This is a genomic window from Arenibaculum pallidiluteum (assembly GCF_017355985.1).
Taxonomy (GTDB): domain Bacteria; phylum Pseudomonadota; class Alphaproteobacteria; order Azospirillales; family Azospirillaceae; genus Arenibaculum; species Arenibaculum pallidiluteum.
Genome location: NZ_JAFIQU010000007.1, coordinates 89,814 through 115,844, shown reverse-complemented (window position 1 = coordinate 115,844; position 26,031 = coordinate 89,814). Strand labels below are relative to the sequence as shown.

Sequence of the window (26,031 nt, the reverse complement as noted above, 5' to 3'; positions counted from 1 at the left end):
GCGGGGCGGAGCATGGATCCAGCCATGGGCAAGGACGTGGCCGAGGGCATGGTCGAGGGGGCGGCCGAGAACACGGTCGAGGGGCTGAGCCATTTGACCTTCGTGGTGCGGGACCTCGACCGCATGGAGCGGATCCTGGTCGCGGTGCTCGGCGCCCGGAAGGTCTTCGACAGCGGCGATGCCACCTTCTCGCTGTCCCGGGAGCGCTTCTATCTCGCGGGCGGCGTGTGGATCGCGGCCATGGAGGGCGAGCCCCTGCCGAGCCGGACCTACAACCACGTCGCCTTCAAGATCGCCGAGGCGGACTACGAGCGCTGCCGCGCCCGGATCGCCGCGCTCGGCCTGGACTTCCGGGAGGGCCGTGCGCGCGTCGCCGGCGAAGGCCGCTCGATCTACTTCCACGATCACGACAACCACCTGTTCGAGCTGCACACGGGGACGCTCGCCGAGCGCCTGGCGCGCTACGCCCAAGGCCGGTAGCGGCCGCCCGCGCCGGCCCCCGGCAGCGGTGGTGCCGCTCCGGGCCCTACTGGACCATGCCGTCGCCGATCAGCGCGCGCTCGACCCCGCGAATGCTGTTCCCGGCCAGAACAGCCTCGGTCGCGGTCATGTTCACGATGAAGCCGGCCGCGCGGCCAGCCCCGTCGAACCGGCTGCCGCGGACGGTGATCTCGCGCGTCGGCTGGGTCACGCCCTCCGCGCCGATCATCACGGCGGCGCGCCGGTTGCTGGTCTTCGGCCCCTTCTGCAGCGTGCTGTCGGCGATCACGAGCGAGCCGCCGTTGGGGATGTCGACGAGATAGCTGGAGGTGCCGGCGTCGCCGTCCTCGATGGTGGTGCCCAGGATCTCGGTCCGCAGGGCGCGCGACTTCACGTGGTGCGCCGTCTTGGTCTCGCGGAAGGTGGAATCCTCGATGCGCAGCAGCCGCGCGGTGTTCACGTAGATGCCGTGGGCGCAGTCCTTCTCGCAGCTTCCGTTGCGCGCGAACTCGCTGCGCCGGATCACGACCGTGCTTTCGGGATCGGCGGAGGTCAGGATCCCGTTTTCGTTGTTCACGAAGCGCGACTCCTCGACGGTCAGGTTCCGTCCCTCCGCGCGGATCCCGGCGCCGTTGCCGTCCGGCACCCGCGCCCGGGTGAAGGTGATGCCCTGGATGCGCGCGTCCGTCCCGCGGATCACGAAGATCGCCTTGCCCTCGCAGGTCCGGTCGGTCAGGACGACGCCGGGGCCTGTCCCCACGATCTGCAAGCGGTTCTGGGTCCAGACCGCGCAGTCGAAGTACTCGCCGGGCTCGATCTCGACACGGTCGCCGTCCCTGGCGACGCGCGCCGCCTCGCTCGGTGCCTTCAGCGGCCGGTCGGGCCCGACGCGCAGGGTTTCCGCCCTGGCCGTCCCCGCCGATCCCATGGCGGCGCCCAGGATGGCCGCCAGGGCCGCGGCGCAGGCGAGCCCCCGCATTCCCATTCCCAGCAGCACCGGCATCGCGGACCCTCCTCCTTTCGCGCGGATGGGACGATCATGGCCGCTCGGCAGGACTTGCGGGGAGGCGGGAAAGCTGGGTGCCCCGCCCGGACAGGCCGAGGCGCGTCAGAAGCACCCAGAGGAGCAGCGCCGCCACCCCGCCCGCGACGTCCCAGGCCTGGATCGCGCGGCCGGGCAGGAAGGCCTGGGCCACCAGCACAGCCGGCACGGCCAGCAGGCAGAACCGGCGCGGCAACCCCAGCGCCTCGGCCGCCCAGAGCGTCGCAAGGAAGCCGGCCGCGGCCAGGCCCAGCTCCGTCGCCGAGAGGTCCGGGCGGAACAGGACGCGGCCGATATTGGCGCGGATCTCCGAGATCTCGGAGGTCGGGGCGAAGGGCGCCAGCCGCGCGGCCGGCCAGGCGAGGGCGGCCGCGAGAAGGGCGGCCCGGCGCCGGTCGAGCCACCTGCGCCACCAATCGATGTCGATCCAGGCCGGCGGCCCGGTCCGACGGGCCGCGGACGCGCCGGCGAGAAGCCCCAGCGCGTTCCAGACGATGTCGCCCAGGCTCGGCACCCGGTCGGGCAAGAGGAACTGCACGCCCTGAAGGGCCACTGCCCAGCCCAGCGCCACGAGCAGGAGGCGTGCCGCCCGCGGTGCCGACGGCCCCTCCCCGTTGCGCCGCGCGAGCCAGACGGCCAGCATTCCCGCCGGCACGAACAGCGCAATGTTGGCCAGGATGTCGGTCTTGGACTGCGCGAAGGGAACGAAGCCCTGGACCTGCACCGCGGCAATGCATTCGGCGGAAACGCAGAAATCGAAGGGATAGAAGGACCCGTAGGCCGTGAAGGCGAGATAGAGCCACCAGAGGGGAAGCATCGCCGCTCCGTTCCGTACGCCTGCCCAATGTCCCCGGCCCCGGGCCGGGATCAATCGTGGCGAAAGGATCGCCGCTTCGCCCTGGCGGGGCACTCATATCCCGTGGGCCGGCGCAGGACGGTTGCGCGGGGCCGGCGGGCACGGCGGTTTCCAGGGATGCGCCCGCTCGGAGGCGCTCGGTCCGAATGGGTCGGGAGGGTGGTGCCGGCTGTCAGATTTGAACTGACGACCTGCCGCTTACGAAGCGGATGCTCTACCACTGAGCTAAGCCGGCGCCCTGGTCCCTGGACGGCCGAGGACGCCCGGGAGGCCGGAAGCTACAGCGCTTCGGCAGCGGGATCAAGCGCCGGCGATGCTCCACGGCTCGGTTCGGACCCCGTCCAGGGCCCAGAGCGGCCCCTCAGGACGGCGGCACGTCCCGCGCCGCCCGCTCGTAGCGGGGCCAGGTCCCGTAGGCCAGCGCCCACACGCCCGCGATCTCGAGCAGCGGGAACACCAGCACCAGCGCCCAGAGCGGGCTGCGGCCGGTCCGGGCGATCACGAAGCCGGCAAGACCGACCTTCGCCATCACGTAAAGGCCCACGATCAGCAGCGCGACCCATTCGGGAAGCTGCAGGATCGGCGCGAGCCAGGGCGCGGCGGAGGAGGACGGCTCCATCTCAGACCACCCTCTGCTTGGGCTGGCGGACGGGCGGAGCCGGCGGCATGGTCGGCCAGCGCTTGGCGACCAGGACAACCAGCGCCAGCAGGATGCCGATCTGCGGGATCAGGACGAGCGCGCCATAGCCGCCGGGCAGCCCGGCGCGCAGGAAGATCCGCCGCGCCGGCCAGAAGGTCAGGATCCCGGGCAGCACCCAGGAGAGGCTCAGGAGAAGGGTATCGCTCACGTCGCACCGTCGCGGGCCATCCGTCGGATGGGCAGGAAACAGGATCGGCGCGATTCCGTCGAGCGGCATTTGGCCGGGCGCCGCGGAGGCCGAAGCCCCCGCCTTGGGGAAGGGCTTGGGCGAAGAACAGATGACATGGCCCCGACGGGATGGGTCGGCCGGGGCGGATGTCGGGTCCGCCCCGGCCGGATCTCAGAGTGCGGCCACCGCGCGGCGCGGTCCGGCCACCAGCCAGATGATGAAGCCGAGGATCGGCATGATCACGATCAGCAGCGCCCACAGGATCTTGGCGCCCGTCGTGGCCGGGCTCGAGACGATGTTCATGATCGCCCAGATGTCGAGGGCGAGAACCACGAGCCCGAGGATCACTTCCATGGTCCGCTCCGTCAGCGGGTCTCGTCGCGGGCGGCATCGCCCGCATCCTCGAGCGCCTCGCCGGCCCGTTCGGCCATGTCGTCGGCCGCGTCGCCCGCGTCCTCCATGGCTTCGCCCGCGCCCTCGGCCAGGCCCTCGGCGTCGCGCTCGATCGCGGTGTCGTTGTCGGCCAGGTCGTCGTCCCCGCAGGCCGTCAGCGCGATCGCCGAGACGCCCAGGGCGCCGGCAAGGGCAAGACGGCGGAAGAGAGTAGAACCGGTCATTGAAAAGCTCCGTTTCCGTTCACGTCATCGTGCTTCCGCAAGAACAACACGCCGCGGACGAAACGGGTTCCACCGGTCAAGAAAGCGAATGAAGTAGAGCTAAAGAGCTAAAGCGGTGGGCTTGCCTGGCAAGCCCACCACCTCAGAGCGCCTGGGCGGCTTCCTTTTCAGCAATGACCGCAGCCATTGCCGCGCGCTCGGCTGCCGAGAGGCGCATGCTGTCCGACTTCAGCTGACCGCAGGCCGCCATGATGTCCTCGCCGCGCGGCGTGCGGACCGGGCTCGCATAGCCGGCGGCATTCACGAGGTCGGCGAAGCGCTCGATCTGCTTCCAGTCCGAGCGCTCGAACGGCGCGCCGGGCCAGGGATTGAAGGGGATCAGGTTGATCTTGGCAGGGATCCCGCGCAGCAGGCGGACCAGTTCCCGGGCGTCCGCCGCGCTGTCGTTCACGCCCTTCAGCATCACGTACTCGAAGGTGATGCGGCGGGCGTTCGAGAGGCCGGGATAGGTCCGGCAGGCCTCCAGCAGCTCGGCCAGGGGGTACTTGCGGTTGATCGGCACGATGCGGTCGCGCAGCTCGTCGGTGACGGCATGCAGGCTGACCGCGAGGTTGACGCCGAGCTCTTCGCCGCAGCGCTTCATCATCGGGACGACGCCCGAGGTCGAGAGCGTGATGCGGCGCTTTGAGATCGCGATCCCCTCGCCGTCCATCACGATGCGCAGCGCCTTGGCCACGTTCTCGTAATTGTAGAGCGGCTCGCCCATGCCCATCATCACGATGTTGGACAGCAGGCGGCCGTCCTTCGGCGCCGGCCACTCCCCGATGGCGTCGCGCGCCATCATGACCTGGCCCACGATCTCGCCGGCCTCCAGGTTCCGCACCAGGCGCTGCGTGCCGGTGTGGCAGAAGCGGCAGGTCAGCGTGCAGCCGACCTGGGAGGACACGCAGAGCGTCCCGCGGTCCTCCTCGGGGATGTGGACGGTTTCGAACTCCTGGCCGTCGCGCATGCGCAGCAGCCATTTCCGCGTGCCGTCCTCGGACTGGAGGTCGCGGCTGACGCCCGGACGGCCGATGGTCAGGCTCTCGGCCAGGCGCTGGCGCACGGGCCTGGCCAGCGTCGTCATGGTCTCGAAGTCGGTCGCGCCGCGATGGTAGATCCAGTGCCAGACTTGGCGCGCGCGGAAGGCTTCGAGGCCGAGCTCGACGAGAAGGTCGGTCAGTTCGGTGCGGTCGAGGCCGACGATGTCGCGGCGGCCGTCCGCGTCGTTGGCGGGCGGCGCGAAGACGCCGGCATGGCTGAGGGCTCCCATGCGCGCAGAAATGGGAGCCCGCCCCGGCGCTGTCAAAGGGATTCTGCGAGCGCTAGCGCTTCACGCCGCAGGCCTGGTTTATCGCCTGGTAGGACGCGCTGAAGCCGGCGAGGCTGTAGGTGTCCGTCGTCTTCGTCCCGCGGCTCGAGGTGCCGCGCACCACGGCCGTCTGGCCGCCGCGCATGGCCTGGACGAGCTGGCGGTCGGTGCTGTCGTCGCGGGCCCAGGCGCTGTCGCCGTCGGTGAAGAGACGGAAGTTCTGGTTACCGACCTGGATCGTCACCTCGCTCCCGGGCTGGAAGCTGTAGCCCGCGAGGACGCTGACCACGTCCAGGCTCTTCTCCGAAGGCCGGTGCGTGACCATCAGGAAGGGCTGGCCGCGGCGCGTGAAGTTGCCCTCCTGGTTCTTGGGCTGCGAGACGATGTAGCAGGTCTTCCTGCTGCCCTCGTCGAGCGCCAGGGCGGCCCAGTCGCGGGAGGTGCCGAGCGACTTGGGCTCCTGGGCAGCCGCCGGGCCCGCAGCGGCCAGGAAGGTCGCGAGGAGCGCCGCCGCGAAGGGCGCGGCGAGCGGACGGAGGCGAAGGGCCGGACGGGCGGCCGGTCGGTTGGCGGGCTGGCGCGGGCTCATCTTCCGGAGGGGGCGGCGTGATCGGACGGCGCACACTATATCGACCGGCCGGGGATTTCCAGACCGCGGCAGGCTGGCCTTCGCGCTCGGGATCGGGCAAACATGCGCCGGGGATCCGCCCGCGGGCCGGATGCTGCAGCGTGGCCGGAACGATGTCAGACACCCGATCGGACGAAGGCCGGGCGCCCAACGATCTGCTGCTCGCGGTCGCGCGCGGGGGTGACCGCGCGGCCTTCTCGGCCCTGTTCCGCCATTTCGCGCCACGCCTGAAGGCCTATCTGACGCGCCTGGGCGCCGAAGGGGCGCTGGCCGACGAGCTGGTCCAGGAGGTGATGCTGACGGTCTGGCGGCGGGCCGGGGACTTCGACCCTGCCCAGGCCTCGGCGGCCACCTGGATCTTCACCATCGCGCGCAACCGGCGCATCGACGGTCTGCGGCGCGAGGCCCGGCCCGAGATCGACCCATCGGACCCGGCGCTGGTACCCGGCGCGCCCGAAGCGGCCGACCGGGCGATCGAGACTTCCCAGGACACCGCCCGGCTCCATGCCGCGATCGCAGGGCTGCCCGGCGAGCAATCCGAGCTGCTGCGCTTGGCGTATTACGAGGACCAGCCGCACAGCGCCATCGCCGAGCGGACGGGGCTGCCCCTGGGTACGGTGAAGTCCCGCCTGCGCCTTGCCCTGGGGCGGCTGCGCAGGACGCTGGTCGACGAATAGCCGCATTGGACTAGATCGCTATCGAAGGTCGGAGAAAGGCACAGATGCCGAGCCATCACCCTAGCGAGGAGATGCTGATGGACTATGCCGCCGGCAGCCTGGCCGAGGCGCCGGCCCTGCTTGTTGCGACCCATCTCGCCCTCTGCCCGGAATGCCGGCACCGCGTCAGCGCCTTCGAGGCGCTGGGCGGCGTGCTGCTTGAGGAGCTCTCGCCCGCGCCGCTGGGGGCCGAGGCGCTTGACGCGGTGCTCGCCCGCCTGGACGACCCGGCGGCGCTGGAACCGCCGCCCCGCACCCCCCGGGCGACCGTGACGGCCGCGCCGGCCACACCGCCGCGGCCCGCGCCCCTGTTGCCGGAGCCGCTGCGCAGCTATGCCGGCGGCGATCCCGATACGATCGCCTGGCGCCGCGTCATCGGCGGGATCGAGGAGCACGTTCTGCCGGTCGCGCGCACGGACTTCAAGGCCTGCCTCTACCGCATCGCCCCGGGCGTCGTGGTTCCGCGCCACACCCATGGCCGGTCCGAGATGCTGCTGGTCCTGGAGGGCGCCGTCCGCGACCGCGGCATGCGCTTCGGGCGCGGCGACGTCTCCTTTGCCGATGGCGGGATCGACCATTCCCCCGCGGCCGAGCCGGAGCGGCCCTGCATCTGCCTGGCCGTGCTGGATGGGCCGTTGCGCCTGACCGGCCCCATCGGCCGCTGGCTGAACCGCTTCGTGAAGCTCTGAGCGCCAGCCTGCCGATCCAGCCGCCGGCTCAGCGGAGCGCGAGCCCGCCGCCCGTGCGCAGCGCCCGCTCGAACGCCGCCTTCCCCGGCCCGGCAAGCCACGCGTCCATGCTCAGCATGCCCGGGAACTCCCGCCGCAGGGCGGGGATGTCGGCTGCACCTGCGAGACGCCCCCCGTCCAGCAGCCTCGCGAGCCCGCCGAGGAGGGGGTCGTCCTCCAGGAGCGCATCGGGGAACCTCTCGTAGACGATGGGGCACCCCGCCGCACGGCTGAACTTCTCGGCCAGCATATTGCCGGACACGCTGTCCCCGGCGATCTCGAACGTCCTGCCGCGGAAACGCTCGCGGTCCGCCAGGATGCCGGCGACGATCCGGCCGATATCCGCCACCGCGATGACCTGCATGGCCTGGTCAGGTCGCATCAGGAAGCGGTGGCGCCCCTCGTTGAGGCCGAGGCCGGGCAGCAGCAGGATCTCCATGAATGCGCTCGGCCGCACGATCGTGCTCGCCACGGCCAGGCCGCGGATATGGGCCTCGATCTCGCTCTTGGTGTCGAAATGCGCGATGCCGGTCCTCTCCGCCCCCGCGGCATTGGCCGAGCTGTAGACGAGATGTCCAACCCCCGCCTCGGCCGCAGCATCGGCCACGGCCCTGCCGTAGCGGACCTCGTCCGCGTCGCTGACGCCATGGGCCGCCCCCTGCCCCGAGCTCGGCTGGACGCTGAAGACCCCGTAGGCGCCCTTCATCGCCGCGCGCAGCGACGCGGCGTCGCCGAGATCGCCCGGGACCACCTCGATCCGATTGGGCGCCAGCGTGGCTGCCAGCGCACGCACCTTGGCGGATGCGGGATCGCGCACCAGCGCCCGCACCCGCCACCCCTCGGCCGCGAGGGCCGCCGCGACCGATCCCCCCTGCTGGCCCGTCGCCCCCAGCACCAGCACGACCCCATCCTGAACGGACATCGTAGGTATCCATTAGTAACCATTGACGGTTACGAAACTAGCCCATTAGGAATCGCCCGCAAGACGGCACAAATCCGTGCCCCAGGCACAGGAGGGTAACCTTGGCCGAGATCCATGGACGGCCCTACGCGATGACCGGCCGCGGCCCGGTCCTGACGCCGTGCGCGCCCCACGACGTGCTGGCGCGTCTGGGGGACAAGTGGACGATCCTGGTCATGTCCCTCCTGTCGCTGGCGCCGGGCAACCAGCTGCGCTTCTCCGACCTCCGGCGCGGGATCCGGGGCATCTCGCAGCGCATGCTGACCCTGACGCTGCGCAACCTCGAGCGGGACGGGCTGCTGACGCGCCACTACTTTCCCGAGGTGCCGCCCCGCGTCGAATACGCGCTGACGGAGATGGGCCGGAGCATGCTGCCGGCCCTCGAAGGCTTCACGGCCTGGATCCGGTCCAACTGGCCGTCGATCGAGGCCGCGCGCGCGGCCTATGATTCCCGCGGGGAGCCCGGGGCGGACGGAACCTAGAATCGCCCCCTTGCGCGGATCACGGAGCCGAGCGGCATGAACGACGTGCTCAAGGGATATGAGGCCGCAGCCACGCCCGATCTCATCGATCGTTACGAGGCGATCTCGCCGCTGCAGCTCTATGAGCCTGTTCTCGATCTCTTGCCCGACGCCCCATCCCGCGTCGCCGACATCGGTGCCGGGACCGGCAGGGACGCGGCATGGATGGCGAGCAAGGGGCACGTCGTCGTGGCGGTCGAGCCGGTTCGCGCATTTCGACGGGCCGGCCTGGCCCTGCACGGTTCCACCGCGATCGAGTGGGTGGACGACAGCCTTCCGGGCCTGGGAAAGCTGTCCCGCCACGGACGGTTCGACTGCGTCCTGCTATCGGCCGTCTGGCACCATCTGGACCACGCGCGACGGCCCGAGGCCATCCAGGCGCTCGCCGGCCTGACGGCGCCGGGCGGGCTCCTGGTGATGTCGCTTCGACATGGGCCAGCCACCCCGGATCGCCGCGTCTTCGATGCGGCGCCCGACGAGACGATCGGAGCTGCGAGGGAGCGCGGCTTCTCGCTGGTACGCCGGCGCGAAGCGGGGTCCGTTCAGGCAGCCAACCGCTCAGGCGGCGTCCGTTGGACCTGGCTCGCATTCGCGATGTCGTGACCGTCGGTCACGCCCTCAGGCCGGGCCGGCGCCTTCGGGCCCGGCCGCGCCCTTGCGCAGGCGCATGCGCTGGCGGCTGCGGCTGTAGGTGCGGCCGCGCTCGGGTCCGGGATGCGGGCCGCCCGGGCGCACCGGGCGCTCGGCGAAGCGGCCGAGGCTGATCATGCGGTCGTACATCACGAGCGCGCCGGCGACGCCGAGGTTCACGCAGAAGCGCGTCGGGATCTTCACGACGAAGTCGCAGCGCTCGACCAGGGCGGGCGACAGGCTGCCCTGCTCGGGCCCCAGGACATAGGCCGCGCGCAGCGGATGCCGGAAGCTCGGCAGCTCCACCGCCTCGTCCAGCAGCTCGACGCCGACCAGCGCGCAACCCTCGGGAAGGCGCAGCGCGCCCGGGTCGTCGAAGGCGTAGACCGGCAGATGCAGCGCCGCCTCGGAGGTGTCCGAGACGCGGAGCTGCCGCAGGTCGAGGCCGCTGCCGACGGTGAAGGCGAAGCTGGCCCCGAAGGCATGCGCCGAGCGCACGAGGTTCCCGAGGTTCAGCATCTTGCTGGTGCCCTCGGCGCCAATGGCGAAATAGCCGCGAATCATCGGCGGACCTTGCACCGCCGCGGACGACAGGGCAAGTATCCCCGATCTCACTCAGGAGCTGCCCGGGGCTGCCCGGAGCCAGCGGGGGCATGATGCCGCACGATCACGGGCGCGACGCGGGCCACGGGCACAATCACCACGGCCATGGTCATGACCATGACCACCAGCACGGTCATGGGCATGACCATGATCACGGGCACGGCGGCTGCTGCGGCCACGACCATGGGCACGACCATGGCCACGGCCACCATCACCATGGCCACGCCCATGTCGGCGAGGACGCCGCCCCCGTCCTGGTCGAGGTGACGCGCGGCGAGATGGTGGAATCGCGCCACCGCGCCGCTGCCTGCATCGTCGACACCCAAGGCCGGGTGCTGCGCGCCTGGGGCGATTTCGAGCAGCTCGTCTACCCGCGCTCGGCCATCAAGTCGATCCAGGCGATCCCGCTGGTCGAGACCGGCGCCGCCGATACCTTCGGCCTCGGCGAGGAGGAGCTGGCCCTGGCCTGCGCCTCGCACAGCGGCGAGCCCGTGCATGTGCGCACCGTGGGCGCCTGGCTGCACCGCATCGGCTGCTCGCCCGACGACCTCGAATGCGGCCGGCACCTGCCCTACAACCCCGAAGAGGAGCGGCGCATGCTGCGCGCGGGCGAGGAGCCCTCGACGCTGCACAACAACTGCTCGGGCAAACATGCGGGCATGCTGACCACGGCGCGCCACATGGGCGAGCCGATCCAGGGCTACATCCGGCGCGAGCACGCCGTTCAGCAGCGGATCCTGGGCGTGATGGAGCAGATGGCCGGGCTCGGCCTGGGCGAGGCGCCCTGGGGCGTCGACGGCTGCGGCATCCCGACGGTGGCCATGCCGCTGGGCAACCTCGCCTTCTCCATGGCGCGCGTCGCCGATCCCAGCGGCCTGCCGGACCATCGCGCCGAGGCCGTGACGCGCCTGCGCACGGCCTGGGGCCGGCACCCCCTGCTGGTCGGCGGGACCGAGAGCTTCGACACCCGCTTCATGCAGGCGCTGGACGGCCGGCTGCTGGTCAAGGGCGGGGCCGAAGGCGTGATGTGCGTCGTGGTCCCCGAGCACGGGCTGGGCCTCGCCCTGAAGGTCGAGGACGGCGCCAGCCGCGCGCCCGGCATCGCGGCCGCGGGCGTGCTGCGCGCCGTCGGCCTGATCTCGGATGCCGAGTGGGAGCGGCTGGACGCCGTCGTGCGCACGCCGCTGAAGAACCGCGCCGGCCTGCAGGTCGGCGAGGTGCGCCCGGCGCTGGCCTGACGCCGGCGCGGGAGCGGGCTGTGGCACGCGGAGCAGAGTCACGCGGGACAGAGTCACGCGGGGCAGAAGCACTTGGCATGGGGCGCGGATCGTGAGGGGCGAGGACCTGCGCGCCCAGTACGAGGCCTATCCCTACCCCGCGCGCGATCCCGCCGACGAGCGGCGGCGCCTGGTCACGGGCTCACCGAGCCATCTGGACGAGCTGAACCATTTCGGATTCGGCGGCCGCCTGGACTTCTCGCGCCCCTTCCGCGTCCTGGTGGCCGGCGGCGGCACCGGCGACGCCACCATCATGCTGGCCCAGCAGGCGCGCGACGCCGGCATCCCGGCCGAGATCCTGCACCTGGACCTCTCGGACGCCTCGCGCGCCATCGCCGAGGCGCGAGCGCGCGTGCGCGGCCTGGACAGCGTGAGTTTCGAACGCGGCTCCCTGCTGGAGCTCGGCGGCCGCGGCCCCTTCGACTACATCGACTGCTGCGGGGTGCTCCACCACCTCGAGGATCCCGCGGCCGGGCTGCGCTCGCTGGCCGGTGCGCTCGCGCCCGGCGGCGCCATGGGCGTCATGGTCTACGGCACCTACGGGCGCAGCGGGCTCTATCCGCTGCAGGAGGCGCTGCGCCAGCTCGGCGCGGAGCTTGCGCCCGCGGCGCGGGTCGCCCAGGCCCGGCGCCTCCTGGAGCGGCTGCCGCCGACCAACGGCTTCCGCCGCAATCCGTTCCTGGGCGACCACAGGCAGTCGGATGCCGGGCTCTACGACCTGCTGCTGCATTCGCGCGACCGCGCCTACACGGTGCCCGAGCTGGCCGCGCTGGTGGAGGAGTGCGGCCTTGCCGTCGCGGCCCTGGTCGAGCCCATGCGCTATGCGCCCGAGACGTGGATCAAGGATCCCGCCCTGCTGGCTCCCCTGCGAGAGCGCCCCTGGCTGGAGCGCGCCGCCTTCGCCGAGCGCGTCGCGGGATCGCTGACCAAGCACGTGGCCTATCTGACGCGTCCCGGGGATGCCGCCGGCGCGGTCGCGCGGCCCGACGGGCCGGACACCGTCCCGGTGCTGCGTGACCTCGACGGCCCGGCCCTGGCCAAGGGCCTGAGGCCCGGGGCCAGCCTGGACGCCGACCTGGCCGGCCTGACCCTGAGCCTGGCCCTGCCCCGCCTCGCCGGCCCGATCCTGGCACGCATCGATGGCCGGACTCCGCTGGGCGCGATCCACGAGCAGCTCCGCGCCCTCGACGGCGCGCTGGGCTGGGACGCCTTCAAGGCCCAGTTCGACGCCCTCTACGCCCCGCTGAACGGCCTCGCGAAGCTGCTGCTGCGCAATCCCTGAGGGCGGGAGCTGTTCCGGGCCGCCCCCTCAGGCCCCCAGCGCCGCCGCGATCGCGCGGCCGATCTCCGCCATGCCGGCGTTGCGCTCGGCCAGGGGGGCGCGGGTTCCGGTGATGTAGACTGCCGCGACCACCGGTCCACGCCCCGGCGGCCAGATCACGGCGATGTCGTTGGTCGTGCCGTGGTCGCCCGTACCTGTCTTGTCGCCGATACGCCAGCCCTTCGGGAGGCCTGCGCGCAGCCGGTCGTCACCAGTCCTGTTCGCGACGAGCCATGCGGCCAGCTGCTCGCGCGAGGTCGCGGAAAGCCGGTCGCCGAGGACGAGCGCGCGCAGGCTGGCCGCCATGGCGCCAGGTGTCGTCGTGTCGCGCGCATCGCCGGGCAGCGCCTCGTTGAGGTCGGTCTCCCACCGGTCGAGCCGCGTCTTGACGTCGCCGAGCGAACGCGCGAATTCCGTCAGGCCGGGGGGCCCGCCGATCCGGCGCAGGATCAGGTTGGCCGCCGTGTTGTCGCTCTGGGTGATAGCGGCCTCGCAGAGCTCGGCCAGCGTCATCCCGTCGCCGCCGGCCCTGGCCTTCGTCGCAGGCGAGTGGCTCACAAGGTCCGCGGCCGTGAAGCGGATCTTCCGGCCCAGCGCTTCCTGGCCAGCATCGACCCGCGCCAGCACGGCCCCTGCCGCCATGGCCTTGAAGGTGCTGCACATCGGGAAGCGCTCGCCCGAGCGGTGGGACCAGCTTCGTCCCGACCCGGTGTCGAGGATGGCTGCGCCCAGCTTCGCGCCCAGCCTCGATTCGACGTCGGCCAGCGTTCCCGCCAGGATATCTCCGCCCGCGAGCGCCAGGCGCGGGGGCGCCAGCGCGCAGGTGGCCGCCAAGCCGAGCATTGCCGAAAATCCACGCCGCGTCAGTGCTCCCCGCACGTCGTCCTCCATCCTCGTCTGCCGCGCGATCCGTTCTGCGGCCCCGATCTGGTATGGACCCGGCAGGCGGGACCCGCCAAACCACGTTATTTGTGGCCTGTCCCAAGCTGGATTTGGGCTTCGTGACGCACGCACGGCCGATCAGGCGCCCTGGGCTCGTCAGGGCGCGCCGCCGGTTCGGATGGATCGGAGAGAGCCCTCTCGGGCGCGACCTTCAGACGTCGGGGAACAGGTCGCGGTAGAGGTCCCGGTAGTGCCGGGCTGAGGCCGTCCAGGAGAAGTCCTGGGCCATGGCATTGCGCTGGACGCGGCGCCAGGCCTCGGGATCCCGGTAGAGCTCCAGGGCCGCGGCGAAGCCCCAGGACAGGCCCTGGACGTCGGCATCGTCGAAGACGAAGCCGGTCGCCGCGCCCAGCATGCCGGGAGCGGCATGGACGACGGTGTCGGCGAGGCCCCCGGTCCGCCGGACCAGCGGCAGGGACCCGTATTTCAGCGCGTACATCTGGACGAGGCCGCAGGGCTCCGAGCGCGACGGCATCACGATCACGTCGGCGCCGCCCTGCACGCGGTGGGAGAGCGCCTCGTCATAGCCGATGAAGGTGCCGACCTGGCCGGGATGGCGCTGGGCCAGCGCCTGGAAGCCTTCCTCCAGCGCCGCCTCGCCCGAGCCCAGCACGGCGAGCTGCGCGCCCTGCGCCAGCAGCCGCGGCGCTGCGTGAAGCAGCAGGTCGAAGCCCTTCTGCTGGGTCAGCCGGCTGATCACGCCGAAGAGCGGCGCGGCCGGATCGGCGTCCAGCGCGAACTCGGCCTGCAGCGCGGCCTTGCACGCCGCCTTCCCGGCCATGTCCTCGGCCGTGTAGCGGGCGGGCAGGCGCGCGTCGGTCGCGGGGCTCCAGACGCCGTAGTCGACGCCGTTCAGGATGCCCGAGAGGTCGCCCGCGCGCCCCTGGAGCAGCCCTTCCATGCCCATGCCGCCTTCGGGCGTCTGGATCTCCAGCGCATAGGTCGGGCTGACGGTCGTGATGCGGTCGGCGTACCAGAGCGCCGCCTTCAGGAAGCCGATCTGGCCGTGGTACTCGAGCCCGTCGATGCTGTAGGCCTCGGGCGGGATCGCGAGCTCGTTCAGCACGGTGGGCGGGAAGACGCCCTGGTAGGCGATGTTGTGGATCGTCGAGACCGTCGCCGGCCGCGGCCACTGGCGCAGGCCGATATAGGCCGGCGCCAGACCGGCCTGCCAGTCATGGGCATGGACGATGTCCGGCCGCCAGCGCCAGCCGCCGCCCTCGCCGGCCAGCCAGGCCGCCGCCCAGCCGAGCAGCGCGAAGCGCCGGTGGTTGTCGGCCCAGTCGCGGCCCTGGGGATCCAGGTAGGGGTTGCCCGGCCGGTCGTAGAGCCGCGGCGAATCGACGGCGTAGCAGGCGACGCCCTCGGCCGTCCTTCCCACCAGCAGACGCGCCGGGGCGCCGCCCCAGGGATTGGGCAGCTCGCCGACGACCCTGATGCCCGAGAGTCCGTCCAGGATCCGCGGGTAGCCCGGCAGCAGCAGCCGGGCATCGACGCCGATGCCCAGCAGCGCGCCGGGCAGCGCCCCCACCACGTCGGCGAGGCCGCCGGTCTTGACGAGCGGGTAGAATTCCGAGGCGACGTGAAGGACGCGCATGCCCGGGTCAGGCCTTCAGCCGTTCGAGCATCTCGCGCGTGATCAGGGTCACCCCCGCATCGGTGCGGTGGAACCGCCGGGCGTCCTCCTCGGGGTCCTCGCCGACCACCAGCCCGTCGGGGATCCGGCAGCCGCGGTCGACCACCACCCGGGACAGTCGCGCATGCCGGCCGATTTCGACCTCCGGCAGGATCACCGACCGCTCGAGCCGGCAGTAGCTGTTGACGCGCACGCGGTTGAACAGCAGCGAGCCGCGGACCGAGGCGCCCGACACGATGCATCCCGCCGAGACCAGGCTGTCCACCGCGGTCCCGCGCCGGCTGTCGTCGTCGAAGACGAACTTCGCGGGGGGGAGCTGCTCCTGGTAGGTGAAGATCGGCCAGTCCTGGTCGTAGAGGTTCAGGGCCGGCGTCACCGCCGTCAGGTCGAGATTGGCCTCCCAGTACGCATCGATGGTGCCGACGTCGCGCCAGTAGGGCTCCGTCGCCCCGGGATTGACGATGCAGGAATCCTCGAAGCGGTGGGCGATGGCGTTGGCCCGCGGAACGATGTACGGGATCAGGTCCTTGCCGAAGTCCCGGCTCGAGGTCGGGTCGGCCGCATCGCGCATGAGCTGGTCGTAGAGGAAGCCGGCGCTGAAGACGTAGATGCCCATGCTGGCGAGCGCGCGGTCGGGCTTTCCGGGGATCGGGGGCGGATCGGCGGGCTTCTCCAGGAAGCCCACGATGCGCCCGCCCTCGTCCACATGCATCACGCCGAAGGCGCGGGCCTGCTCGCGAGGAACCTCGATGCAGCCGACCGTCAGGTCGGCGCCGGTCTCGATGTGCTGGCGCAGCATCACCGAGTAGTCCTGCTTGTAGATGTGGTCGCCCGCGAGGATCAGGACGTAGTCGGCGCTGCGCGCGCGCAGGATATCGAGGTTCTGGTACACGGCATCGGCCGTGCCCTGGTACCAGCTCGTCTCGTCGATGCGCTGCTGCGCGGGCAGGAAGTCGACGTATTCGCCCATCTCGCCGCGCATCCAGTTCCAGCCGCGCTGGAGGTGCACCAGCAGCGAGTGGGACTTGTACTGGGTGATGACGCTGATGCGCCGGATCCCGGAGTTGATGCAGTTCGACAGCGCGAAATCGATGATCCGGAACTTGCCGCCGAAATGCACGGCGGGCTTGGCCCGTCGGTCGGTAAGCTGCTTCAGGCGGCTGCCCCGCCCCCCGGCCAGCACCAGGGCGATCGCGCGCTTCGGCGCAAGACGGATTTCGCGTTCGACGGGCACGGCGACCTCTCGGGTGTTTTCCCTTGGCGTCCTTGGCTGCCCGCCGCGGGCTGCGGAGGACGGCGGGCGCAACCTGACACATTTCCCAGGGACGAACCACACGGCCGGATTGGGGAGGCCAAAGGCCATGGATGCACAACTCTTGGGCAGATTGGCGCCTAGAATCCGATGTCGCCGTCGGCCCAGCCTATGGCGGACCGGCTAAGCCCCTCTCCCACTTTCGATTTTGCATAGCGGCAACGTGATTCTGCCCAATAAAAAGGCAGAGCGACGGGGCACGGACCGGGCCGGAACCGCGGCATTGGCGGAAAGGGCCGGCTGAATCGGCTGAATCCCCTGGGCAAATCTTCGGCATGGTTCTTGAAAGAAGCGGTCGGCCCGCTGGCCACCGCCCGGCGCCGGATGCGTCCCGGCCGGGGGACGCTCCGGCGGGCGGGCCGATACGAACCCAGTGAAGAGGATTTGCTGATGACCCGTCTTCTTGCCCTCGCCGCGCCGCTCCTGGCTGCGCTCGTGGCGGCGGTCGCGCTGCCGGGCGGTGCGCTGGCCCAGGACGCGGCCGCCCCGACCACGGACACGGGCGACACTGCCTGGATGCTGACCTCCACCGCGCTCGTCCTGATGATGACGATCCCCGGCCTCGCCCTCTTCTACGGGGGCATGGTCCGCAAGATGAACGTGCTCGCCACGGTCATGCAGAGCTTCGCGATCTGCTGCCTGGTCGCGGTGCTCTGGGTGCTGGTCGGCTACAGCCTCGCGTTCTCGAGCGGCTCCGCCTATGTGGGCGGGCTGGACCGGATCCTTCTCTCGGGCATGGCCGATCTGTCGACGCCGCTGTCCCTCGGCGAGGGTGACGGCGCGGTCGCGTTCACGATCCACGAGACCGTGTTCGTGATGTTCCAGATGACCTTCGCGATCATCACGCCGGCGCTGATCGCCGGCGCCTTCGCGGACCGCATGAAGTTCTCGGCCATGCTGGTCTTCATGGGTCTGTGGTCGCTGATCGTCTACGCGCCGATCGCCCACTGGGTCTGGCACCCGAACGGCTTCCTGTTCGGCGACGGCGTGCTCGACTTCGCCGGCGGCACGGTCGTCCACATCAACGCGGGCGTCGCGGGCCTGGTCGCCGCCATCGTGATCGGCAAGCGCACGGGCTACCCGACCGAGCACTTCACCCCGCACAACCTGGTGCTGAGCCTGATCGGCGCCTCGCTGCTGTGGGTGGGCTGGTTCGGCTTCAACGCGGGCTCCGCCGCCGCCGCCAACGGCCGCGCCGGCATGGCCATGCTGGTCACCATGGCCGCCGCCGCCGCCGCGGGCCTCGTGTGGATGTTCGTGGAGTGGGCCGCCAAGGGCAAGCCCAGCGTCCTCGGCATCATCTCGGGCGCGGTCGCCGGTCTCGTCGCGATCACCCCGGCCTCCGGCTTCGTCGGCCCGGGCGACGCGATCGTCATCGGCGGCGTCGCGGGCGTCGTCTGCTACTGGGGCGCCACCGGCCTGAAGCGGATGCTCGGCTACGACGACAGCCTGGACGCCTTCGGCGTGCACGGGCTCGGCGGCATCGTCGGCGCGGTGCTGACGGGCGTCTTCGCCCGCAGCGCCATCGGCGGCGAGGCGGCGACCGGCCTGCTCGAGGGCAATGCCGGCCAGGTCGTGACGCAGGTCTGGGGCATCGTCGCCACCATCGTGTGGAGCGCCGTCGCCAGCTTCGTGATCCTGAAGGTCGTCGACCTGGTGATCGGCCTGCGCGTCAGCACCGACATCGAGCGCGAGGGCCTGGACCTGAACCTGCATGGCGAAGCGGTCCACTGATCGCCGGTCCATCGGTCGCGGGAAGGCCGCCGGGGTTCGCCCCGGTGGCCTTTTCCCTTTTCAGGCCCCTCGTTTCATGCCTTGTTTCACGCCTCGGCGAGGAAGTCCAGCAGCGCCCGCGCGAGCGCCTCGGGCGCCTCCTCGGCCATGTGGTGGCCGCAGTCCAGGCCCCATCCGCGCAGATCGGGCGCCCAGCGCCGCCAGACCGCCAGCGGGTCACCGTAGAGCGCTTCGAGGTCGTCCCGGCGCGACCACAGGTGCAGCACGGGGCAGGCCAGCACCCGGCCGGCCTGCCGGTCGGCGAGGTCGTGCTCCCGGTCGATGCCGAGCCCGGCGCGGTAGTCCTCGATCATGCCGTGCACCGTCGCGGGGTCGTGGATCGCCGCCCGGAAGTCCTCGTAGGCCTCGGCCCCCATGGCATCGGGCGAGCCGCCGTACCAGGCGTCGGGATCGGCGAGGATCGCGCGCTCGGGCTTGTCGGGGACGGCGAAGAAGAACCAGTGCCACCAGGCCTGGGCGAAGCGCGCATCGCAGCGCTCCAGCGCCTCGAGGATCGGCACCCCGTCCAGGACCGCGAGGTGCGCGACCGCGCCGGGATGGTCCATGGCGGTGCGGAAGGCCGTGTAGCAGCCGCGGTCATGCCCGACGACCGCGAAACGGGGAAAGCCCAGCCGCTCCATCAGCGCGATGCAGTCGCGCGCCTTGGCCCGCTTGGACGAGCCCGCGTGGTCTGGTGCGTCGGCCGGCTTCGAGGACCGGCCGAAACCGCGCAGGTCCGGACAGACCACCGTGTGCGAGGCCGCCAGCAGCGGCGCCACCCGGTGCCAGGTGGCATGGGTGCGGGGATGACCGTGCAGCAGCAGGACAGGCGGCCCCGCGCCTCCGTGCCGCACGCGGAGCGTCGCCTCCGGCAGCTCGACCATGTCGAGCGCGAAGCCCTCGAACATCGCAGCCCCCTTTCCCACCCTTCCGTTCCCCCGATGCCGGGGCAACCGGGCGGCGGCCAGGGGCGTTCCCGCCATCGCGCCGGGCCCCCGCGCCGCTGCGACAATCGCGCGTCTGTCCGCCCGGCCGCGAGATCCCCGTTCATCTTTCATTGACTCTGTGCCACATACATAGACCTTGCGATTCCGCTCCGGACAGACCGCTAGAACTTGAGCCAAGCACTCCTCTTCGCCGAACAGGACCCGGCCGTCGACGTGCTGCGGCGCGTCTTCGGCTATCCCCAGTTCCGCGGGCCCCAGGCCGAGATCGTGGACCATGTGATCCGCGGCGGCGACGCGCTGGTCCTGATGCCCACGGGCGGCGGAAAGTCGCTGTGCTACCAGGTTCCGGCCCTGGTCCGGCCGGGCATGGCGGTGGTGGTCTCGCCGCTGATCGCGCTGATGCGCGACCAGGTGGACGCGCTGCGCCAGCTCGGCGTCAGCGCGGCCTACCTGAACTCGTCCCTGGACTGGCGCGAGGCGCAGGAGGTCGAGCGGCAGATCGCGGCGGGGGCGCTCGACCTCGTCTACGTGGCGCCCGAGCGGCTGGTCACGCCGCGCTTCCTCGAGCTGCTGGCGCGCACCGAGGTCTGTCTCTTCGCCCTGGACGAGGCCCATTGCGTCAGCCAGTGGGGCCACGACTTCCGCCCCGAGTACCTGCAGCTCTCGATCCTCGCCGAGCGCTTCCCCGAGGTCCCTCGGATCGCGCTGACCGCCACGGCCGACAACCAGACCCGCGCCGACATCGTCCAGCGCCTCCGGCTGCAGGACGCCGAGGTCTTCATCTCCAGCTTCGACCGGCCCAACATCACCTACCGGGTGGTGCCGAAGCGCGAGCCCAAGCGCCAGCTCCTGGAGTTCATCCAGACCAACCACCCCGAGGACGCCGGCATCGTCTACTGCCTGTCCCGCGCCAAGGTCGAGGACACGGCCGAATGGCTGGCGCGCGAGACCGGGCGCGAGGTGCTGCCCTACCACGCCGGGCTGGAGCCCGGCCTGCGCGAGGCGAACCAGGACCGCTTCACCAAGGGCGAGGGCGTGATCGTCTGCGCCACGGTCGCCTTCGGCATGGGGATCGACAAGCCCAACGTGCGCTTCGTCGCCCATCTCGACCTGCCCAAGAGCCTGGAGGCCTATTACCAGGAGACCGGACGCGCCGGCCGCGACGGGCTGCCCGCCACTGCCTGGATGACCTATGGCGTCCAGGACGTCGTCACCCTGCGCCAGATGCTGGAGCAGAGCGAGGCGCCGGAGGAGATCAAGCGCGTCGAGCGCGCCAAGCTGGAGGCCCTGGTCGGCTATTGCGAGTGCGCGGCCTGCCGGCGCCAGGTGCTGCTGAACTATTTCGGCGAGACGCTGGCGGAGCCGTGCGGCAACTGCGACACCTGCTTCGAGCCCGTCGAGACCTTCGACGGCACGGTCCTGGCCCAGAAGGCGCTGTCGGCGGCATACCGCACGGGCCAGCGCTTCGGGGCCGGCCATCTGATCGACGTGCTGCGCGGCTCGGCCACGGAGAAGGTCGGCAAGTTCGGCCACGACAAGCTGAAGACCTTCGGCTGCGGAACCGAGCTGTCCAAGCAGGAGTGGCAGGCGGTGTTCCGCCAGCTCATCGCGTCGGGCCTGCTGGAGGTCGACCATGAGAGCTACGGCGGGCTGCGCCTGACGCCCGGAGCGGTCGCCGTGGTCAAGGGCGGCCAGTCCGTGCGCCTGCGCCGCGATCCCGCGGCCGGCACGAAGAAGAGCCTGCGCGAAGCGCGCGCCCGGCGCGACAGCGGCGCCCCGGCCGCCCTGTCCGAGGCCGACGACCGGCTGTGGCACGCGCTGAAGGCGCGGCGCCTGGAGCTCGCCAAGGCCCAGGGCGTCCCGCCCTACGTGATCTTCCACGACAGCACGCTGCTCGAGATGGTGCGGGAGAAGCCGCGCGACGCCGGCCATTTCGCGGGGCTGCCGGGCGTCGGCTCACGCAAGGTCGAGCGCTACGGCGACGCCTTCCTGGCGGTGATCCGCGCGCACGTGCAGCATTGAGGCCAAGCGCCCCGCGGCGCAGCGGGCGGCGCATCGGGAACAAATCCCGATGAGATCGGGAAATCCGGCCATGGGACGCCGGGCGCCCTCCATGCACACTGGTGGTCCTCGTCGGCAGCCAGGCGGGACCGATGCCTGATCCCGCGCCATGCGTCCGGTCTTGCCCGAGAAATCCTCGGATGGATTCCAAGGATCATCTTTTCCTTTCCAGTCATGCTACAGACCAAATCACGCCATCCTTAATATTCGGCATAGCGACCTGGTATTCTACCAATAGACAATTCCACAACCCCTCGAAAACAGGTCTGATTTCGAGAATTGCGACGCCCGGACACTCGTAGGCGGCGCAAGGAGATCGGAAGGACCGATGTTCCGGGGCGGCACCCCGCGGCTTCTCGGCCGAAGGGTGCGCCGGGCCAGAACACCAATCGTCGAGGGGGAATTCCAATGGGGCGTTTGCCGACAGGGCATTTGATCGAGAGGACGCGCAGCGGGGCGGTTCGGCTCGCCGCGGCTGTGATGCTGCTGGCGGGCATGGGCGGGACGGCCTTGGCCCAGGACCGCGCCCAATGCGAGGCGGGGATCGCGACGCTGCGCGGCCGGCTGGCCCAGGCAACGGATTCCGGGCAGCAGGCCCAGCTCGCGCGCGCCCTCAGGATCGCCGAGCGCGAGCTCGGCGAGGGCGAGTACGACGAATGCCTGGAAGCCCTGGAGAATGTGGGGATCGGGACCTCCGGCGCGCCGGGCTCGGCGCCGCCGCGCGTAGCCGAGGGGGATGAGCGCACCGGGGCCGACGACGGCCTCCCCGTCAGCGTCGAGGATGCCTTCGTGCCCAGCCCCGGCGAGGTCGAGGCCAAGATCGGGTTCGTCTTCGACCGCGCCCGCAAGCGGGGCTCGGTGCTGGAGGCGATCGAGGACGACGATGATGACGATGATGACGACGACGACGATGGTGACGAGGGTCGGCGCCGCGGCCGAAACCTCTACACCCCGGCTGTCGAGGTCGAGATCGGGCTCGCCCGCGGGCTTGCCGCGACCCTCGGCGTCAGCTACGGCCTCGGCAATGCCGAGGAGGCCAAGAGCGGCGAGGCGGAGCTCGGCGCCAAGTGGAACTTCCTGCCGCTCCGCGGCCTGGGGCCGGCCCTGGCGGTCAGCGGCTCGTTCGCCGTGCCCTTCGGCTACGACAGCGGCGATGCGCGCGAGACCGAGCTGACCCTGCTGGCCAGCCAGCCTCTCGGCAGCGGCGGGGACGCGCCCTTCCTGCACGCCAATCTGAGCTGGAGCCGCATCATCAACGGCGAGGACGAGAGCCGGAAGAACGCCTTCGGCGGCGTCCTCGGCATCGCCTATCCGGTCGCAGCGACCACTGCCGTCCTCGCCGATGTCGCGCACCGCCAGCTCGAGGAGCGGGGGGAGGTCGACACGCTGATCGAGATCGGCGTGCGCCACCTACTGCCTGGCGACGTCGTGCTGGGGGTCGGCGTCGGCGCGGGCGTCGGCGACAGCGAGACCAAGCTGCGGGCGCTGGTCGGCCTGCAGAAGGAGTTCTGACGGGGGGCGGTGCCGGCAGGCCGCCCGTGGGGTGGCCTACCGGTCCTGCTCGTATTCGCGTACGGCGAAGCCGGGTGCCGCCCAGGAGGGCCGGCCCCGGGTCCAGATATGGGCTTCCGGCCGTGCGGCCTCGGGCTCGTCCAGGGTGCCGGCGGCGATCTCGACATTGCCGGGCTCATCGTCCTCCAGCAGGAAGAGCTGGCTGCCGCAGCGGCGGCAGTGCCGCCGCTCGGCATGGTCCGAGGACCGGAAGGTGCCGAGCTCGCCGCGCACGACCAGCGTGTCGCGGTCCGCAACGACCCAGGCCACCGCCCCGGCGCCGGAGGCGCGCCGGCAGGTCTCGCACGAGCAGAGCGCCGCGTCGCGCAGTCCCGATGCCTCGTAGCTGACCGCCCCGCAGGCGCATCGGCCCCGGTGCCGGATCGGATCGCCGCCCATTCTTCCCTCCCCGTGTCTTGACCCGTCCTCAATCCTCGTCGATGAGCAGCCCGCCGCGCGACATGCGCACCGGGCGCGCGTTCCCGATCGTCTCTCCCGCCTCGCCGAAGCCCAGCGCCGCGTGCAGCACGCGGAAGGTTCCGGAATGCCCGACCACCAGCGCCGGCCAGGGCGGCGCGATGGCGGCGAGCGCCGCCAGCACGCGGTCCCGGAACTCCTCGGGCCCCTCGCCGCCGGCGGGCCTGCGCCCGCGCACCAGCACGGCGCGCGGCTGGCCTTCCCACTCGCCCCAGTTCCGCTCGCCGAGCCCCGGAACCAGGACAACCGGCAGCGCCAGCCGCTCGGCCACGATGCGCGCGGACTCGCGGGCGCGGAGCTGCGGGCTCGACCATATGGCGGCGATGCCGGCACCGGTCAGGCGCAGGGCCGCGGCCTCGGCCTGCCGCAGCCCGGCCCCGGTCAGCGGCGCATCGATGGTCCCGGCGACGATGCCGTCGCGGTTGGCGGTGGTCTCGCCATGGCGCAGGAACCAGAACTCTGTCTCCAGCAGCGGCACGGATCCCGGGCGCGTCACAGGAGCACCTCGGGACCGAAGGTCACCTCGGCCGGTGCGAAGGCCTCGGCCCAGGCGGGGCCATGCACCGTGGCCCCGAAGGCCGGGATCACGCGGCGCGCGCCCACCGCGCGCACCAGCGCCACGTTGTCGGACAGTCTCGGGTGCACGTTCCAGCGCCGGAACTCGGCGCGGCCGCAGGCCATCAACTCCGCCGCGGGGCTGCCCTCGGCCACATGGCCGGTGAAGAGGATCGGCGGGCGCCCCGGCCGGGCGGCCCAGTCGCGTGCCAGCGCCGCCGCGGCGCCGCCATCGGCGTTCGGCTTGGCGGCGAAGGTTGGGCGGCCGGGATCGCCCGGCGCGGTCAAGCCAGCATGGAGCCGTGCCAGGGCCTGGGCGGCAGCGGGGCGCAGATAGGCGGATTCTGGTCCCGCGAGGCGGCGCGCCATGTCCTCCACCGCCGCGTCGATCGCCACCCCGAGCCCGAGCCCTGCAGCCCAGGCGGCCATCTCGGGCCCGCGCCCGCCGGCGGGCACCGGGAAGAGCGCGCCGGCGGCCAGGAACGGCTCGATCTCGGCACGGCACCGGGCCTGCGGCTCGTCATAGGTCCCGTAGGAGGCATCCAGCACCAGCGTCGCCGCCGGGGGCGGGTCGTCGAAGGCGTAGAGATCCGATTCGACCGAGTGGTCGCCCATGTAGAGCAGCCCCCCGCCAACGCCGAGATGGATCCAGACCCCGCCGGGCGCGTGGCCGGCACGCCCGGTCCGCACCGGGATGCCCGCGATCTCGGCCTCGCCCGTGGGCGACAGCACCGCCGAAGACGGCCGTCCCCGGGATTGCTGCCCCGGATATGGCTTCACCAGGTCCAGCACCAGCGCCGTCGCATGGACCGGCGGGTCGCCCAGCGCCGCAAGCAGGTCCATGCCGCCGGCGTGGTCGACATGGGCGTGGCTCAGCACCACCGCGTCGACCGGCCCCACGCCCGAGACGTCCGGCCGCCGGCCCGGATCCGGCCCGACGCCGAGATCGAGGACGATGCGCCGCCCTTCCGCCTCAACCAGGAAGCAGGCCGGCCGCTTCGGCCCGATGCCCGAGATGCAGAGAAGGCGCGCGCCGGCTCCGCGGGCCCCGGCGCTGGACGTGCCGGCACCGAGGCGCATCAGGCGGCCTCGGAGGCCCGGGCGGCGACCGCGCCGGGGATCACCCAGCCGTCGCGCGCAGACAGGCCGACGCGGGCCCCCATGGCCGGCGCCGGCTCGGCGCGCCCGAGCTCGACCTCGATCTCCTGCCCGTCCGGCAAGGCCAGCACGGCGATCTCGCCGCCGCCCTGGTAGCGGAGATCCGCCACCCGGGCCTCGATCAGGCCGGGCTCCCATGTCCTGTGCAGCGCAACGTCGCGGCGCTTCAGGCAGAGCATTCCGGAGCCCGTCGGCATGTCCCCGGCGCAGCGCACGACGGCCTGGTGCCCGAGGACGCGCACGAGCATGCGGCCCTCGCTGGTGCGGGCCAGCAGCTCGGCGGGCAGCAGCGCGCCGCTTCCCACGAAGCGCGCGACCCCGGCGGTCCGGGGCTCCTCGAAGATCTCCCGCGGCGGAGCGAACTGGATCACGCGCCCGGCATCCATGATCGCGATCCGGTCGGCCAGGGCGAAGGCCTCGGCCTGATCGTGGGTCACGTAGACGAAGGTCGAGCGCAGCTCCCTGTGCATCTGCCGGAACTCGCGCAGGACGGCGCCGCGCAGGTTCGGGTCCAGATTCGCCAGCGGCTCGTCCAGCAGGATGATCGGCGGGGACATGGCGAGGCAGCGCGCCACCGCGACCCGCTGGCGCTGCCCGCCCGAGAGCTGGAAGGGAAAGCGCCGCCCGTGGTCCTGCAGCCCGACCTGGGCCAGGGCGCGCGCGATCCGCGCCTCCCGCTCGGCCCGCGGCAGCCCGCGCACCTTCAGCGCGAAGCCGACATTGCCGGCGACCGTCATGTGCGGCCACAGCGCGTAGGACTGGAAGACGATGCCGATGTTGCGCTCGCCGGGGCCGACGAAGGGCCCCTGCCCGGCCACCGGCCGCCCGTCGAGCCGGATGGCGCCGCCATCGGGCTCCTCGAGCCCGGCGATCAGGCGCAGCAGCGTGGTCTTGCCGCAGCCAGACGGGCCGAGCAGCACGACGAACTCGCCCGAGCCCACGGTCAGGCTGACCCCGTCCACCGCGGCGTGCCCGCCGAAGACGCGGCTGACGCTGTCGATCTCGATGCGCATGGGCTT

Annotated in this window: 29 protein-coding genes and 1 tRNA gene; 10 read left to right on the top strand and 20 right to left on the bottom strand. The window is 71.8% G+C overall.

Annotated elements, in window-relative coordinates:
• Positions 1-48: 48 nt before the first annotated feature.
• A complete protein-coding gene (fosX, locus tag JUB13_RS16185) occupies positions 49-480 on the top strand; it encodes a FosX/FosE/FosI family fosfomycin resistance hydrolase (RefSeq protein WP_207481031.1) in 432 nt (143 codons plus the stop codon).
• 46 nt (positions 481-526) lie between these two features.
• Here the strand turns inward: fosX and JUB13_RS16180 are convergent, their stop codons facing one another.
• From JUB13_RS16180 to JUB13_RS16140, 9 genes are all read right to left on the bottom strand, one after another.
• Positions 527-1,483, bottom strand: a complete 957-nt coding sequence (locus JUB13_RS16180) for a right-handed parallel beta-helix repeat-containing protein (protein ID WP_207480761.1) — start codon at positions 1,481-1,483, stop codon at positions 527-529.
• A gap of 34 nt (positions 1,484-1,517) precedes the next feature.
• On the bottom strand, positions 1,518-2,339 hold the full coding sequence (locus tag JUB13_RS16175; RefSeq protein WP_207480759.1) for a VanZ family protein: 822 nt from the start codon (positions 2,337-2,339) through the stop codon (positions 1,518-1,520).
• Positions 2,340-2,538: 199 nt separating this feature from the next.
• Positions 2,539-2,613: transfer RNA gene (locus JUB13_RS16170), tRNA-Thr, on the bottom strand.
• A gap of 126 nt (positions 2,614-2,739) precedes the next feature.
• Entirely contained in the window at positions 2,740-2,997 is a 258-nt protein-coding gene (locus tag JUB13_RS16165; RefSeq protein WP_207480757.1) for a hypothetical protein, read from the bottom strand.
• A 1-nt stretch (position 2,998) separates the two neighbouring features.
• Positions 2,999-3,226 (bottom strand): hypothetical protein, encoded by a 228-nt coding sequence (locus JUB13_RS16160; protein WP_207480755.1) that lies wholly within the window; start codon positions 3,224-3,226, stop codon positions 2,999-3,001.
• Between the two features lie 192 nt (positions 3,227-3,418).
• A complete protein-coding gene (locus JUB13_RS16155) occupies positions 3,419-3,601 on the bottom strand; it encodes a PLD nuclease N-terminal domain-containing protein (RefSeq protein ID WP_207480753.1) in 183 nt (60 codons plus the stop codon).
• Between the two features lie 11 nt (positions 3,602-3,612).
• Positions 3,613-3,864 carry a hypothetical protein gene (locus tag JUB13_RS16150; protein WP_207480751.1) on the bottom strand — a complete coding sequence of 84 codons (252 nt, stop codon included), beginning with the start codon at positions 3,862-3,864 and terminating at the stop codon, positions 3,613-3,615.
• Positions 3,865-4,006: 142 nt separating this feature from the next.
• Positions 4,007-5,176 carry a 23S rRNA (adenine(2503)-C(2))-methyltransferase RlmN gene (gene rlmN / locus JUB13_RS16145; RefSeq protein WP_207480749.1) on the bottom strand — a complete coding sequence of 390 codons (1,170 nt, stop codon included), beginning with the start codon at positions 5,174-5,176 and terminating at the stop codon, positions 4,007-4,009.
• A gap of 52 nt (positions 5,177-5,228) precedes the next feature.
• Positions 5,229-5,804 carry an invasion associated locus B family protein gene (locus JUB13_RS16140; RefSeq protein WP_207480747.1) on the bottom strand — a complete coding sequence of 192 codons (576 nt, stop codon included), beginning with the start codon at positions 5,802-5,804 and terminating at the stop codon, positions 5,229-5,231.
• Between the two features lie 152 nt (positions 5,805-5,956).
• Between JUB13_RS16140 and JUB13_RS16135 the strand changes: the two genes are divergently transcribed.
• Entirely contained in the window at positions 5,957-6,520 is a 564-nt protein-coding gene (locus tag JUB13_RS16135; protein ID WP_207480745.1) for a sigma-70 family RNA polymerase sigma factor, read from the top strand.
• A gap of 44 nt (positions 6,521-6,564) precedes the next feature.
• The gene (locus tag JUB13_RS16130; RefSeq protein WP_207480743.1) at positions 6,565-7,248 is read left to right on the top strand and encodes a ChrR family anti-sigma-E factor; all 684 of its coding nucleotides are present in this window, start codon (positions 6,565-6,567) and stop codon (positions 7,246-7,248) included.
• Between the two features lie 28 nt (positions 7,249-7,276).
• On the opposite strand, the gene JUB13_RS16125 is transcribed toward JUB13_RS16130, so the two are convergent.
• Positions 7,277-8,209 (bottom strand): NmrA/HSCARG family protein, encoded by a 933-nt coding sequence (locus tag JUB13_RS16125; protein ID WP_207480741.1) that lies wholly within the window; start codon positions 8,207-8,209, stop codon positions 7,277-7,279.
• Positions 8,210-8,310: 101 nt separating this feature from the next.
• Between JUB13_RS16125 and JUB13_RS16120 the strand changes: the two genes are divergently transcribed.
• A complete protein-coding gene (locus JUB13_RS16120) occupies positions 8,311-8,730 on the top strand; it encodes a winged helix-turn-helix transcriptional regulator (RefSeq protein WP_236024986.1) in 420 nt (139 codons plus the stop codon).
• Between the two features lie 36 nt (positions 8,731-8,766).
• Complete coding sequence (locus JUB13_RS16115) at positions 8,767-9,372, top strand: class I SAM-dependent methyltransferase (protein WP_207480739.1); 606 nt, start codon at positions 8,767-8,769, stop codon at positions 9,370-9,372.
• 15 nt (positions 9,373-9,387) lie between these two features.
• Here the strand turns inward: JUB13_RS16115 and JUB13_RS16110 are convergent, their stop codons facing one another.
• Entirely contained in the window at positions 9,388-9,963 is a 576-nt protein-coding gene (locus JUB13_RS16110) for an RNA methyltransferase (RefSeq protein ID WP_211115574.1), read from the bottom strand.
• Positions 9,964-10,010: 47 nt separating this feature from the next.
• Positions 10,011-10,298 (bottom strand): hypothetical protein, encoded by a 288-nt coding sequence (locus JUB13_RS31390; protein ID WP_236024985.1) that lies wholly within the window; start codon positions 10,296-10,298, stop codon positions 10,011-10,013.
• Here JUB13_RS31390 and JUB13_RS16105 point away from each other — a divergent pair.
• The gene (locus tag JUB13_RS16105; protein ID WP_236024984.1) at positions 10,281-11,240 is read left to right on the top strand and encodes an asparaginase; all 960 of its coding nucleotides are present in this window, start codon (positions 10,281-10,283) and stop codon (positions 11,238-11,240) included. The two genes, JUB13_RS31390 and JUB13_RS16105, sit on opposite strands and share 18 nt — an antisense overlap.
• 91 nt (positions 11,241-11,331) lie before the next feature.
• Positions 11,332-12,561 carry a methyltransferase gene (locus JUB13_RS16100; RefSeq protein ID WP_207480737.1) on the top strand — a complete coding sequence of 410 codons (1,230 nt, stop codon included), beginning with the start codon at positions 11,332-11,334 and terminating at the stop codon, positions 12,559-12,561.
• A 27-nt stretch (positions 12,562-12,588) separates the two neighbouring features.
• On the opposite strand, the gene bla is transcribed toward JUB13_RS16100, so the two are convergent.
• The 3 genes from bla to glgC all read right to left on the bottom strand — a co-directional run bounded on the left by bla (position 12,589) and on the right by glgC (position 16,412).
• Positions 12,589-13,443 (bottom strand): class A beta-lactamase, encoded by an 855-nt coding sequence (bla, locus tag JUB13_RS16095; protein ID WP_236024983.1) that lies wholly within the window; start codon positions 13,441-13,443, stop codon positions 12,589-12,591.
• 250 nt (positions 13,444-13,693) lie between these two features.
• The gene (gene glgA / locus JUB13_RS16090) at positions 13,694-15,139 is read right to left on the bottom strand and encodes a glycogen synthase GlgA (RefSeq protein ID WP_207480732.1); all 1,446 of its coding nucleotides are present in this window, start codon (positions 15,137-15,139) and stop codon (positions 13,694-13,696) included.
• Positions 15,140-15,146: 7 nt separating this feature from the next.
• The gene (gene glgC, locus JUB13_RS16085; RefSeq protein ID WP_328702946.1) at positions 15,147-16,412 is read right to left on the bottom strand and encodes a glucose-1-phosphate adenylyltransferase; all 1,266 of its coding nucleotides are present in this window, start codon (positions 16,410-16,412) and stop codon (positions 15,147-15,149) included.
• Between the two features lie 468 nt (positions 16,413-16,880).
• On the opposite strand from glgC, the gene JUB13_RS16080 reads away from it, so the two are divergent.
• Positions 16,881-18,224, top strand: a complete 1,344-nt coding sequence (locus JUB13_RS16080) for an ammonium transporter (RefSeq protein WP_207480728.1) — start codon at positions 16,881-16,883, stop codon at positions 18,222-18,224.
• A gap of 86 nt (positions 18,225-18,310) precedes the next feature.
• Here JUB13_RS16080 and JUB13_RS16075 read toward each other — a convergent pair whose 3' ends face one another.
• Positions 18,311-19,171, bottom strand: a complete 861-nt coding sequence (locus JUB13_RS16075) for an alpha/beta fold hydrolase (RefSeq protein ID WP_207480726.1) — start codon at positions 19,169-19,171, stop codon at positions 18,311-18,313.
• A gap of 207 nt (positions 19,172-19,378) precedes the next feature.
• On the opposite strand from JUB13_RS16075, the gene recQ reads away from it, so the two are divergent.
• Together recQ and JUB13_RS16065 are read left to right on the top strand one after the other, a co-directional pair.
• Positions 19,379-21,232, top strand: coding sequence for a DNA helicase RecQ (gene recQ / locus JUB13_RS16070; RefSeq protein WP_207480724.1), 1,854 nt, complete (start codon positions 19,379-19,381; stop codon positions 21,230-21,232).
• A gap of 471 nt (positions 21,233-21,703) precedes the next feature.
• On the top strand, positions 21,704-22,783 hold the full coding sequence (locus JUB13_RS16065; protein ID WP_207480722.1) for a hypothetical protein: 1,080 nt from the start codon (positions 21,704-21,706) through the stop codon (positions 22,781-22,783).
• Between the two features lie 36 nt (positions 22,784-22,819).
• On the opposite strand, the gene JUB13_RS16060 is transcribed toward JUB13_RS16065, so the two are convergent.
• The 4 genes from JUB13_RS16060 to JUB13_RS16045 are packed head-to-tail and all read right to left on the bottom strand — an operon-like array spanning position 22,820 to position 26,025.
• Positions 22,820-23,221, bottom strand: a complete 402-nt coding sequence (locus tag JUB13_RS16060) for a GFA family protein (RefSeq protein WP_207480720.1) — start codon at positions 23,219-23,221, stop codon at positions 22,820-22,822.
• A 28-nt stretch (positions 23,222-23,249) separates the two neighbouring features.
• A complete protein-coding gene (locus JUB13_RS16055; RefSeq protein ID WP_207480719.1) occupies positions 23,250-23,795 on the bottom strand; it encodes a histidine phosphatase family protein in 546 nt (181 codons plus the stop codon).
• Positions 23,792-24,934 (bottom strand): MBL fold metallo-hydrolase, encoded by a 1,143-nt coding sequence (locus JUB13_RS16050; protein ID WP_207480717.1) that lies wholly within the window; start codon positions 24,932-24,934, stop codon positions 23,792-23,794. Before JUB13_RS16050 ends, JUB13_RS16055 begins: the two co-directional genes overlap by 4 nt.
• Positions 24,934-26,025 (bottom strand): ABC transporter ATP-binding protein, encoded by a 1,092-nt coding sequence (locus JUB13_RS16045; protein WP_207480715.1) that lies wholly within the window; start codon positions 26,023-26,025, stop codon positions 24,934-24,936. The genes JUB13_RS16050 and JUB13_RS16045 overlap by 1 nt, the downstream gene beginning before the upstream one ends.
• Positions 26,026-26,031: the final 6 nt, after the last annotated feature.